This window comes from Billgrantia pellis (genome assembly GCF_008297955.1).
In the GTDB taxonomy this organism is placed as follows: Bacteria; Pseudomonadota; Gammaproteobacteria; order Pseudomonadales; family Halomonadaceae; genus Halomonas; species Halomonas pellis.
This window is the reverse complement of record NZ_VTPY01000004.1, coordinates 557,217-569,227: the sequence shown is the minus strand read 5'-3', so window position 1 is coordinate 569,227 and position 12,011 is coordinate 557,217. Positions and strand designations below refer to the sequence as shown.

Annotated in this window: 11 protein-coding genes; 8 read left to right on the top strand and 3 right to left on the bottom strand. The window is 63.2% G+C overall.

Features of this window, described 5'->3' with window-relative positions; genetic code table 11:
- Positions 1-47: 47 nt before the first annotated feature.
- The 3 genes from F0A17_RS12925 to F0A17_RS12915 all read right to left on the bottom strand — a co-directional run bounded on the left by F0A17_RS12925 (position 48) and on the right by F0A17_RS12915 (position 3,621).
- Complete coding sequence (locus F0A17_RS12925) at positions 48-467, bottom strand: VOC family protein (RefSeq protein WP_149328739.1); 420 nt, start codon at positions 465-467, stop codon at positions 48-50.
- A gap of 134 nt (positions 468-601) precedes the next feature.
- Positions 602-3,175 carry a heavy metal translocating P-type ATPase gene (locus tag F0A17_RS12920; RefSeq protein WP_149328738.1) on the bottom strand — a complete coding sequence of 858 codons (2,574 nt, stop codon included), beginning with the start codon at positions 3,173-3,175 and terminating at the stop codon, positions 602-604.
- Entirely contained in the window at positions 3,172-3,621 is a 450-nt protein-coding gene (locus F0A17_RS12915; RefSeq protein WP_149328737.1) for a MerR family transcriptional regulator, read from the bottom strand. The genes F0A17_RS12920 and F0A17_RS12915 overlap by 4 nt, the downstream gene beginning before the upstream one ends.
- 289 nt (positions 3,622-3,910) lie before the next feature.
- Here F0A17_RS12915 and F0A17_RS12910 point away from each other — a divergent pair, with 289 nt between their 5' ends.
- The 8 genes from F0A17_RS12910 to F0A17_RS12875 all read left to right on the top strand — a co-directional run bounded on the left by F0A17_RS12910 (position 3,911) and on the right by F0A17_RS12875 (position 11,991).
- Positions 3,911-5,242, top strand: a complete 1,332-nt coding sequence (locus F0A17_RS12910) for an OmpP1/FadL family transporter (protein WP_149328736.1) — start codon at positions 3,911-3,913, stop codon at positions 5,240-5,242.
- Positions 5,243-5,422: 180 nt separating this feature from the next.
- A protein-coding gene (prfB, locus tag F0A17_RS12905; protein WP_149328735.1) for a peptide chain release factor 2 occupies positions 5,423-6,521 on the top strand; the annotation gives its coding sequence in 2 pieces (ribosomal slippage) (positions 5,423-5,497 and positions 5,499-6,521; 1,098 coding nt in all).
- A gap of 160 nt (positions 6,522-6,681) precedes the next feature.
- Positions 6,682-8,232, top strand: a complete 1,551-nt coding sequence (lysS, locus tag F0A17_RS12900; protein WP_149328734.1) for a lysine--tRNA ligase — start codon at positions 6,682-6,684, stop codon at positions 8,230-8,232.
- A gap of 229 nt (positions 8,233-8,461) precedes the next feature.
- The gene (locus tag F0A17_RS12895) at positions 8,462-8,848 is read left to right on the top strand and encodes a hypothetical protein (RefSeq protein WP_149328733.1); all 387 of its coding nucleotides are present in this window, start codon (positions 8,462-8,464) and stop codon (positions 8,846-8,848) included.
- A gap of 77 nt (positions 8,849-8,925) precedes the next feature.
- The gene (locus F0A17_RS12890) at positions 8,926-10,362 is read left to right on the top strand and encodes an MFS transporter (protein ID WP_149328732.1); all 1,437 of its coding nucleotides are present in this window, start codon (positions 8,926-8,928) and stop codon (positions 10,360-10,362) included.
- A gap of 33 nt (positions 10,363-10,395) precedes the next feature.
- Positions 10,396-10,704, top strand: coding sequence for a BolA family protein (locus F0A17_RS12885; protein ID WP_149328731.1), 309 nt, complete (start codon positions 10,396-10,398; stop codon positions 10,702-10,704).
- Complete coding sequence (locus F0A17_RS12880; protein ID WP_149328730.1) at positions 10,701-11,522, top strand: hypothetical protein; 822 nt, start codon at positions 10,701-10,703, stop codon at positions 11,520-11,522. The genes F0A17_RS12885 and F0A17_RS12880 overlap by 4 nt, the downstream gene beginning before the upstream one ends.
- Positions 11,515-11,991 (top strand): GNAT family N-acetyltransferase, encoded by a 477-nt coding sequence (locus F0A17_RS12875; RefSeq protein WP_149328729.1) that lies wholly within the window; start codon positions 11,515-11,517, stop codon positions 11,989-11,991. The genes F0A17_RS12880 and F0A17_RS12875 overlap by 8 nt, the downstream gene beginning before the upstream one ends.
- Positions 11,992-12,011 lie beyond the last annotated feature (20 nt).

Here is a 12,011-nt window from a genome sequence, read left to right as displayed (position 1 = left end):
GGCTGCGCTTCGCTCGCCGACTTTTCGGCGGCACGGGCAGGGCGCCGTCAGTAGTTGGGCCATACACCCGGCGTCGCCAGCTCGATCAGATGCCCGTCGGGGTCGCGGAAGTAAAGGCTCTCGCCGCCGCGGGGCCAGTGGGTGCGGCCCTCGATGACCACGCCGTGATCGTCGAGCTGACGCTCCCAGGCGGGCAATTCCTGAGTTGAGATGGCGAAGGCGAGGTGCACTCGCCCCTTGCCGTCATGGGGCGGAATGGTACCCATCCTCTTGGGTAGCACCACGGTCTCCAACGTCTCGCCCTGCAGGAACAGCAGCAGCACCGAGCCGGCACCGGCATCGTAGGCGGTGAAGCGATGATCGGCATTGAAGGGCTCGAGACCCATCACGCCTTCAAAGAAGACTCGCGCCCGATCCATGTCGTCGACGTAGAGTGCAGTCTCCAGTACGCCGTTGAGCTTGGGCATGGCGTCTCCTCCCTTCAGCCATTTTCCTTAGCTTAGCAGTTGCCTTTTCTGTCTAAGCCCGTCTTAGCGGCGCCACCAAAACCACCAGATGATGGCGACGATCAAGGCCAGTCCAGCAAGATTGACGATCCCGTTCATGACAGCGCCTCTCTCGATTCGGTCGCTGCCGCCTGGTGTCCCGAGGAGGTGTCGCCACGGATCCTGAGCAGGCGTAGTCGGTTGGCGTTGCTGACCACCGTGATCGACGACAGCGACATGGCGGCGCCGGCGATCATCGGCGACAGCAGCATGCCGGTGATCGGGTAGAGAACGCCGGCGGCGATGGGAATGCACAGCACGTTGTAGCCGAAGGCGCCGACCAGGTTCTGCTTGATGTTGCGCAGCGTCAGACGGCTGATCTCGATGGCATCGGCAATACCGTGTAGTGAGCTGCGCATCAGCGTGATACCGGCGCTCTCGATGGCCACGTCGGTGCCCTGGCCAATGGCAAAGCCGACATCGGCACGAGCCAGAGCGGGAGCGTCATTGATGCCATCGCCGACCATGCCGACCACTTCACCGGCCTGCTGCAGGCGCTCGATCTCGGTGTGCTTGTCCTCGGGTAAAAGCCCCGCGCGGAAATCGTCGATGCCGACCTCTCGGGCAATGGCCGCCGCGGTGTGCTCGTTGTCCCCGGTGAGCATTACCACCCTGAGGCCGTCGGTCTGCAGTCGCTTCACCGCCTCGCGGGTATCGGCACGCAGCGGATCACTGATTCCGAACAGCGCGCTGAGCCGGCCGTTCACGGCGAGGTAGACCACGGTACGAGCCCGCTTTTCCAGCTCGTCGGCCAGCCCGCTGCCGGCAGCCAGGTCGACGCCGGCCTCGCGTAGCAGTCGGGCGTTGCCCAGCAGCAGTGGCTCGCCTTGCGGCCCCGTGGCCTGTACGCCGCCCCCGGTGATGCTGTCGAAATCCGTCACCTCAACGGCCTCGGCGCCGGCCCGCTCGGCATGTATCAGCAAGGCGGCGGCGAGCGGGTGCTCGGAGCCGCGCTCGAGCGCCGCCACCATTCCCAGCAGCCTTGCCTGATCCTTATCGAGACAGTGCACCTCGGTGACGCTCGGCTTGCCTTCGGTCAGGGTACCGGTCTTGTCGACCACCAGAGTGGTGAGTCGGCTGGCGGTCTGCAGCGCCTCGCCGCTCCTGACCAGAATGCCATGCTCGGCGGCCTTGCCTACCCCGATCATGGTCGAGATGGGCGTGGCCAGGCCCAGGGCGCAGGGACAGGCGATGATCAACACCGTGGTGGCGGTGACGAACATATGGACCAGGCGCGGTTCGGCGCCAACGTTGAACCAGGCCAGCGCGGTGAGCACGGCAATGATCATTATCGCGGGTACGAAGAGGCTCGACACTTTATCGGCCAATTCGCCGATCGGTGGGCGTGAATTCTGTGCCAATGCCACCTGTTCGGTGATCTGGCCCAGGCGAGTATCGGCACCGACGCGGGTGGCGCGGTAGACCAGGCCGCCGCGGCCGTTGACGGTGCCGGCGCTGACCTCGTCACCCTCGCTCTTGGCCACCGGCAGCGGTTCGCCGGTCAGCATGGATTCGTCAATATGGCTGCTGCCTTCGGTCACCCTGCCATCGACAGGCAGACGCTCGCCGGGACGAACGCGGATACGGTCGCCTTCGCGCACTTCGTCGATGGGCAGCTCGCGTTCGTCGCCGCCACGTATGACTCGAGCCGTGCGGCTCTGCAGGTCGAGCAGCCGCTTGAGCGCCTCGCTGGTACGGCCCCTGGCACGCAGCTCCAGGGCGTTGCCCAGCAGAATCAGCCCGACGATCATCGCCGAAGCCTCGAAGTAGATGTCTTGGGCCGCATGGGGCAACCAAGGGGCGAAAGCCACCACCGCCATGGAGTAGAGCCAGGCGGTGCCGGTGCCCATGGCGACCAACGTATCCATATTGGCCTGATGGTGGCGGAAGTTCTTCCAGGCGTTGATGAAGAAATGGCGCCCCGGGCCGGCCAGTACGGCCAACGTCAAGAGCCCGACCACCAGCCAGTAGAAACGTCCCCAGCCGACTGGATGCGGATGGTAGACGAACATGCTGGCCATTAACGGCACGGCAAGTGCCAGCGACCAGGCGCTGCCGCGCAGGCGGCGGCGATACTCGCGAGCGTCGTGCTCGGCACGGGCCGCTTCGGCCTGGCGCAGGTCGACGATGGGCTCGGCGCCGTAACCCACGGCTGCCACCGCTCGCATCAGCGCCTGATCGTCTACATGGCCGTGCACCTGGGCAATGCGCGTGCCGAAATTTACCGTGGCCGTCGCCACGCCCGGCGTGCGCTCCAGCGCCTGTTGCACAGTCTTCACGCAGCTGGCACAGGTCATGCCAGAGATCGCCAGACGATAGGTGATGCCGCCTTCCTGGCGTGGAGGCTCATCCGTGCTCGCAGGCTGGGCAGCAGGTGCTGATGCCGTCATCCCGGATCCTGCTTCGGTCATCCCGTTACCGGAAGGAAGCCGGGACGGGTATCCGGCCTGTTCCAGCGCACTATCCAACTGGGCCTCATCCAGAATGGAAGAAACGGCCAGGCGCTTGTCGGCCGGAAAGCCGATCACTTCGGCCTCGGGATCACGGACCTGAATCGCTTCGCGCATACGTTTGACACAGCCCTGGCAGCTCATGCCCGGCACGTGGCGCTCGAGGGTATGAATCGTCATCGTGACTCCTTGCCTTTATGGCGGTAGGCGGGAGCTTGCGACGCTTCGGGAAAGCTCTCGATCAACCGGCACAGGCTATGTCCGTCGGGTATGCCGTCGGGCATCCCGGCCCAGGTTTCCAAGGCTTGTTCCATGCGTGTCGCCAATGCCTCCAGTTCGCGGATACGAGTACGAATCTGCGGCAGTCGGCTGGCCAACAGATCACGCACCATGGGGCAGGGAGAGTCGCCCTGGTCGGCGTGGGCCAGGATGTCGCCGATCTCGGCGACGCTGAAGCCCAACGTGCGGGCGCGCTGGATGAAGCGCAGTCGCTCCAGATCGCTCTGACCGTAAAGCTGATAGCCATTGTCGGGATCGCGCCGGGGCTGCAGCAGCCCCTCACGGGTATAGTGGCGCACCGTTTCGGCGGTGACGTCGGCGCGGCGCGCCAGTTCGCTGACCTTCATGCTTCGACCTCATGGAATCCCAGTCATGGCTGGAGTCTAAAACCTGTGTGTTACCCAAAGGTCAAGCGGTTGTCCGAAGAGAAGTGCCGTTCTGTATCAAAGGGGGTGGCAAAAGTTCAAAGTCTGATGCTTTGCTTGGACTAAAGTATTAGCTTTTATCGTATTAAAACGAACGTTTGGCCTTGATCCGAACGGATGTTTGGCGAAAACTGGTCTCGTAGGGTAGCGCCCCGGCGAGGGCGCAACACACAACCAGCGCCAGCTCGCATCTGGAAGAGGACCTCAAGACATGCACAACAAGTTCAACAAGCTTACCTGGGCCGTGGCGGCTGCCGCTGCCGCTTTTGCCAGCCAGGCCAACGCCGGCGGCTACCAGATCAACGAGCAGAGCGTCAGCGGCCAGGGTTATGGCCATGCGGGGCGGAGTTCCAACGTCAACGATGCCACCATTGTCTTCGGCAACCCGGCCGGCATGTCGTTTCTCGACCGGGCGCAGGTGACGGCGGGCGGCACCTATCTGAACGTCAATAGTGAAATACGCAACGCTCGGTCTGATTCCTCTATTGATGGGGCTGCTGCTGGGCTTCCGGTGGCACCCGGTGATGTGCAGGTGCCGTTGGGTCCGATTGATGGCACCAATAACGGCGATATGGTTCCGGGGACTCTGGTTCCCTTTGCTTTTTATGCTCATCCGGTCAATGAGCGGTTGGCCTTTGGCTTCGGCGTCTACGCTCCTTTCGGTTCCAAAACCGAATATGAAAATACGTTCGAAGGACGAAACTTCGGTAACTACACTGAAGTAAGAGTCATGAGTGCTCAGCCGACGGTTTCTTATCGTTTCAACGATCAATGGTCGGTCGGCTTGGGTGTGACGTATAATCGTGTTGATGGAGAATTGGCGACCAGTATTCCTGGCACTCTCTTGGGAAGGCCTGGTGGGCAAGATGGGGAGGTGCGGGTAGAGGGTGATGACGAGGCTTACGGGTATAACTTTGGTGTCATGTATCAACCTGCCCCTGAAACCACGCTGGGTTTAACTTATCGTTCGAAAGTTTCGTATACGTTGGAAGGAGCATCACGTGCTTCAGGCGGAGCTGAAGCATTAATTCCGAACCAAGATGCTTCTCTCAAGTTAACCACTCCCGAAACGGTTAACTTTTCCGTGACCCAAAAAATGACCGATAGGTTGAAACTTATGTTTGGCGCCTCTTGGGCGCGTTGGAGTCGTTTCGAACAAATACGAATCGAGGGTAGTGTCAATCCTGATCCCATCACTGAAGAAACGCAGGATTATTCTAACGCTTGGGCCTTCGGCGTCGGCGGAGAGTATCAGCTTAGTACACAATTGGCTCTTCGTGCCGGTGTCACCATTGACAATACCCCGACGAATGATGAGTACCGTAGTGTCCGCATTCCGTCCGATGATCGTCGGATTTTCTCTATCGGAGCTGGTTGGAGCCCGACTGAAGACCTTACGCTGGATTTCGCTTATTCCTATCTGACCGAGCGTAGTACAACAATTGATAGAGAAAGGAGCTTAGGGCCAATGGAATTGGATTATGCTGCTGACTACAAGAACGAAGCCCACGGCTTCGGCGCTCAGCTGACCTATCGCTTCTAAGCTCCGCAGGTGCTGGCTCGCGACCCGGCTTCGGCCGGGTCGCTTGCGTTGTGATCCCTGGCGGATGCGTCCTCCCGGTAAGTTAGCTACAATAACGACCTTTTCCGCGCCGTCCGGCGCGCCGTCGATTCGGCGCCGCGTAGGCCGCCGAACATCCACTGCCATCAGGCGAGCGAGCCCATGTTGGAAACCAACCCCATTCACAACCTCATCAAGGACCTGGCCGAACGGACAGACGTCCTGAGGGGGTATCTTTGACTATGCCGAGAAGAAGGACCGGCTAGAGGAAGTCTCCCGCGAGCTGGAAGATCCCGGCGTCTGGAACGACCCCGACTATGCCCAGAAGCTCGGCAAGGAACGCGCCTCCCTCGAACTGGTGGTCGAGACCATCGACGAACTCGACCGTGGCCTGGCGGATAGTCGCGACTTGCTGGAGCTGGCCGAGATGGAGGAGGACGAGGACACCGTCGCCGAGGTCCAGAAGGAGCTCGACGGGCTGCAGGAGAGCCTGGCGAAGCTCGAGTTCCGGCGCATGTTCTCCGGCGAGATGGACGCCAACAATGCTTACCTGGACATCCAGGCCGGCTCCGGCGGCACCGAGGCCCAGGACTGGGCCAACATGCTGCTGCGCATGTACCTGCGCTGGTGCGAGCATCACGGTTTCAAGGCGGAGATCGTCGAGATTTCGGCCGGTGAAGTGGCAGGCATCAAATCAGCCACCGTGCATGTGCAGGGCGACCATGCCTTCGGTTGGCTGCGCACCGAAACCGGCGTGCACCGCCTGGTGCGCAAGAGCCCGTTCGATTCCGGTGGTCGCCGCCATACCTCCTTTGCTTCGGTATTCCTGTCGCCGGAGGTGGACGACAACTTCGAGGTAGAGATCAATCCGGCGGACCTGCGCGTCGATACCTATCGCTCCAGTGGCGCCGGCGGCCAGCACGTCAACACCACCGACTCCGCGGTGCGCATCACCCACGAGCCCACCGGCATCGTGGTGGCCTGCCAGAGTCAGCGCAGCCAGCACGCCAACCGCGACTTCGCCATGAAGCAACTCAAGGCGAAGCTGTGGGAGCACGAGATGCAGAAGCGCAACGCCGCCAAGCAGGAGGCGGAGGACGCCAAGGCCGACATCGGCTGGGGCAGCCAAATCCGCTCCTATGTACTCGACGACCAACGCATCAAGGACTTGCGTACTGGGGTGCAGACGAGCAATTGCGACCGGGTGCTCGACGGCGATCTGGACGCCTTCATCGAAGCTAGCTTGAAGCAAGGGCTATAGCCTGCTGCGCTCGCTGGTACGGCGTTGCCCTTAGCTCGAGATAGGCATTGACAGTAGTCAACTCCGTTCTCTCGTTGAGGGGTGTCTTGTCTCAGCTTCGCCCGCGCGGCTCTAATCGCGTTTACTACACCGCATATTGTGATTGCTAACAGGTAGTGTCATGGCCAACCAGAGCTCTTCCCAGGACAACCCCCAGATCGACGAGAACCGCCTCATTGCCGAGCGGCGCGCCAAACTGGCGGCACGGCGCGAGCGTGCCGCCGAGACCGGCGGCAGCGCCTTCCCCAACGACTTTCGCCGCGATAGCCTCGCCGCGGAGTTGAACGACGAACTGGGCGACAAGGACAAGGCGGAGCTCGAGGCGCTGAAACGCCGAGCGGCGGTGGCCGGGCGCGTCATGCGCAAGCGCGGCCCCTTCTTGGTGATTCAGGACCCCTCCGGCACGATCCAGCTCTACGTCGACAAGAAGGGCCTGGCGGAGGAAGTGTTGGAGGACATCAAGGGCTGGGACATTGGTGATATCGTGGCCGGCCGCGGTCCGGTGCACAAGTCGGGCAAGGGTGACCTCTACGTGATGATGGAGGAGGCCAAGCTCTTGACCAAGAGCCTGCGCCCGTTGCCGGACAAGTTCCACGGCCTGACCGATATGGAGGCGCGCTACCGCCAGCGCTACGTCGACCTGATCATGAATCCGGACTCGCGCAAGGTGTTCGAGACCCGCGCCGGGGTGATCAGTGCCATGCGTCGCTTCTTCGAGGAGCGTGGCTTCATGGAGGTTGAAACCCCCATGCTGCAACCGATTCCCGGCGGCGCCACGGCGCGCCCCTTCGTCACCCATCACAATGCGCTGGATATCGACATGTACCTGCGCATCGCGCCGGAGCTCTATCTGAAGCGCCTGGTGGTGGGGGGATTCGAGAAGGTCTTCGAGATCAACCGCAACTTCCGCAACGAAGGCTTGTCGACGCGCCACAATCCCGAGTTCACCATGGTTGAATTCTACCAGGCACATGCCAACCACCATGACCTGATGGATCTCACCGAAGAGATGCTGCGCACCATTGCGCGCCAGGTGCTGGGGACTACCACGGTAGTCAACACCGTGCGCAACGCCGACGGCGAGGTGTTGGAAACCTACGAATACGACTTCGGCAAGCCGCTCAAGCGCATCAGCGTGTTCGACTCGATCCTCGAGCACAATCCCGACATCCATGCCGATGCCCTGGCCGATGAGGCGGCGGCTCGCCAGATCGCCGAGCGGCTGGACATCGACGTCAAGGACGGTTGGCGACTGGGTAAGATCCAGATCGAGATCTTCGAGAAGACCGTCGAACATCGGCTGAAGGACCCTACCTTCATCACCGATTACCCCACCGAGGTGAGCCCGCTGGCGCGGCGCAACGACAGTAACCCGTTCGTCACCGAGCGCTTTGAGTTCTTCGTCGGCGGGCGCGAGATCGCCAACGGTTTTTCGGAGCTCAACGACGCCGAGGATCAGGCCGAACGCTTCCGCGCCCAGGCGGCGGAGAAGGAAGCCGGCGATCTCGAGGCGATGTACTACGATGCCGACTACGTGCGTGCGCTGGAGTACGGCCTACCGCCCACGGCGGGCGAGGGCATCGGCATCGACCGCCTCGTCATGCTGTTCACTGACAGCGCCTCGATCCGGGACGTGTTGCTGTTCCCGGCCATGCGCCCTGAAGGGGAATGAAGGGGCTGCGCTTCGGCCAGGCATTGTTGCTCAGGAGTTCGCTTTGCTCATGTACAACTCGTACATTCCGCCAGCGAGCCCCTGAGCGCCTAGCCTGGCCTTTGCTCGCTTCCTCGAAGGCCTGCCCCCCCTGTAAAGCCCCGGGCTTCTCTGCTGACCGGCGGAAGTATTGGTAAGCGGCGGAGGTAACGCCCATAATGATCACCGTTTCGACGTCGAGGAGACCGCGATGAAACTGCTCAACCGCTCCGCCCTGAGCGTCAGGCCGACCCGGCACTTCGTGGATTGGATCAATGCCCTGGAACCCACGGTGGGAGACGATGACCTCACCCTGGACGACGTCGAACGCGAAAGCACCGTCTACCTCATTCCCGAGATGGATACCCCGGAGGCGCTGGAGGCCTTCGTGCGCGAGCGCTACCTCGAGATCCTCGAGACCGAGCTGCGCGCCTGGGAGGAGGACGAACGGCAATGGCCCGAGGCCCTGGACTGGGCGCTGTTTCAGCGCTTCCTGCAGATCGAGCATAGCTACCTGGCGATCGATCTGGATGACGAGACGGCACTGGAGATCTCTGAGGTCGACGATTCCCTGCTGCTGGAGACGGATCAGGACTGATGCGCTTCCCTCGTTGATCTTCGAGAACCGGCTACGGCCGGTTTTCTCGTCACGGACCCCGCAGTGATGGAACTAGAATGAGCCGACTCTTTTCCTCCCGGCCCGGTGACGATGGTTTGCCGGGCCCCGAGCGACGCTTGGCGGTACTGGCGTTGATCCTCGGGACCCTGATGGCGGTGGTGGATACCACCATGATCAATATCGCGCTCCCATCGATCGCCCGTGACCTCGAGGTATCCGCTGCCCGGGCGGTATGGGTCACCAATCTCTTTCAGATCGTCTGTGCCGCCTTTCTGCTGGTATGCGCCTCGTTCAGCGAGATGGTCAGCCGTCGACGGCTCTACGTGGGGGGGCTGGCGCTGTTCGTGCTGGCTTCATTGGGCGCCGCCCTGTCACGCAGCCTCGAGCTGCTGCTGGTGTTTCGCGCGTTGCAAGGACTCGGGGCTGCGGCGACTCTTTCCATCGGTCCCTCGCTCTATCGCTCGATCTTTCCGACGCGTCTGCTGGGCAGCGCCCTGGGGCTCAGTGCCTTGGTGGTGGCGGGCGGCTACGCCGCCGGTCCCGCGCTGGGTGGGCTGATGCTGTCGGTGGTGAGCTGGCCATGGCTGTTCGCTCTCCATTTGCCGCTGGGGCTTTGCGCGCTCTGGCTCGCATGGCGCGCGTTGCCTCGCGAAACTACGCGCCGCGGCGGTTTCGATGGTCGTGGAGCGTTGGGCTCGGTGATTATGCTGGGCAGCTTTTTCCTGGCGATGGATACCCTGGGGCATGATGCGCCACTTCTGCAATCGCTGGCCTGGCTGTTGCTGAGCTTCGTCACGGGCTACCTGTTCCTGCGCCGCCAGCGGCGAGCCAGCCACCCACTGTTGCCGCCGCGCCTGTTCCTCGAGCCGCGTTTCCGACTCGCAGTATCCGCCTCGGGGTTCGCCTTCGTGGGGCAGGGGCTCGCCTTCGTTGCGCTATCGTTCCTGTACCAACAGGAGATGGGGTTCTCGCCACTGCACACCGCCTGGCTCTTCACGCCATGGCCGCTCGCGATCATGCTGGTCGGGCCCGTCGCCGGCCGCTTGGCCGACCGCGCCAATCCCAGCGTCATGGCCAGCGCGGGGCTGGTGCTATTGATGCTGGGGCTGGCCTCCCTGGCGTTGTTGCCGGCGGAGGCCGGGCTCGCCGACAGCCTTTGGCGCACGGCACTGTGTGGCATCGGGTTTGGGCTGTTTCAGCCACCTAACAACCGCGAGATAATGACCAGTGCGCCACGCGAACTCAGCACTAGCGCCTCGGGGGTGATGAGCACCACCCGCACCGTGGGTCAGTCTCTCGGTGTGGCGCTGGTGGGGGTGTTTCTCGCCGTCGGTTCACCCGTACAGATGACGCTCTGGGTGGGTTGCCTGGCGTGCGTGCTGTCACTCGCGGCCAGCCTGGCGCGGATGTCGTTGGCCGGGATCGCCCAGCGGTACCAGCAGAGCGCATCCGCCGGGACCCGGAGCAACCGATCGGGCAAAAGCGTACAATGATGATGACGACACATCCATCCTCGAGGAGCCCACATGAGCATTCAGGCCGTCATTGAAGAGAAGCTGAAGGCCCTCGACCCCAGCTTCGTGGCGGTGGAGAACGAAAGCCACCGACATGCCGTGCCGCCCAACTCCGAAACCCATTTCAAGGTCACCGTGGTATCCGAGCACTTCCAGGGCTTGATGCCGGTGAAGCGCCACCAGCGCCTCTATGCGCTGCTCGCCGATGAGCTTTCCGGGCCGGTGCATGCTCTGGCGCTGCACCTCTATACTCCCGAAGAATGGGCCGCGCGCGGCGAGGGGCGGCCCGACTCCCCCGACTGTCGTGGCGCGGGCACGTGATCACCGAGCCGCAGCGTCTGCAGTACCTGGAGGCGATGGGGTTGACGGCATGGGTGGCACGCTACCGGCTGCCCAATGCCCGGCCGACCGACGCCTGCGAATGGGAACTGCCGGAACGCCCTGTCGCCAAGCCACCGGCAGAGCGCCTGCACGCCCTGCTGGACGAGGCGGAAGCGGCGTCATCACGCCAGTCCGATCCCGATCCGGTCGTTGCGGAAGCGCCGCGCCCGGCCACGATCGGGCGTGCCCGGCAGCTGTTGGGGGCGATGCCCGAAAACGGTAACGTCGTTCCAGCGGAGAATGCCAAGGCCGTGCCGGACGAGGTGGCGCCGCGACAGGAGCCATTGCGTTTCGTATTGCAGGTTGCCTGTCTCGGCGACCGCTGGCTGATCGTCGTTCCGGAGGCGTCGCCGCCCGATGCCGCCCAGATCCAGTTGCTCGGCAATGCGTTGCAGGCGGTGGGCATCGTCCCTGACCGGTTACCTGCTTTCCAGACGTTTCGCTGGCCGTTGATGGAGGAACTGTCGGTGATCTCGCCACTCGAGGAGGCGCGCGAGGGCCTGCATGCCTTCATCGACGGGACACGTCGTCGAGGCTGGGCGCCCGAGCGGGTGCTGATCTTCGGCCGTGAGGAAACCATCGATCGAGTCTTGTCGATCGAGCAAGGGCATTGCGGGCCGCTTGCGATGCCCGGCTGGCAGGGACCGGCGCTCGCCGAGCTGGCCGAGAGCGCCGAAGCCAAGCGCTCGCTATGGCCCACCCTGCTGGAGTGGCAGCGGGCCTGGTCGCAGGGCCCCGAGGCGAACGCCGATGCGTGAGGCGTCGATTCGACGCCTGGGCGTCGCCGATCTGGCACCCCTGGCGATGCTGGAGCGCGGCCAGCCGCGTCCGTGGACGGTCGGCCAGTTGGAGGCCGCCCTGACGACCGCTGACGGTTGCGTATTGGGAGCCGAATACGGCGGTGCCCTGGTCGGCCATGCCGTCGTGATGCGTCTTCCCTTCGAGGCCGAACTGCAGGCCATGCTGGTGGCACCGGTCATGCGCCGATACGGCCTGGGAACGCAACTGCTGGAGGCGGCAAGGAAACAGGCGCGACGCTGGGGCAGTGAGCGGTTGCTGCTCGAGGTGCGGGCCGGTAACGCACCAGCCATTGCGCTCTACCGGCGCTGCGGCTTCAGCGAGGACGGCAGGCGGCGCGGTTACTATCCGCTCTTGGTATCCGTTGCAGGGGAAGTCGGTGCCGGCGCGAAGCGGGAAGATGCCATCCTGATGTCGCGCCGGCCGTGACAGGCGGTGGGCCAGGTCGA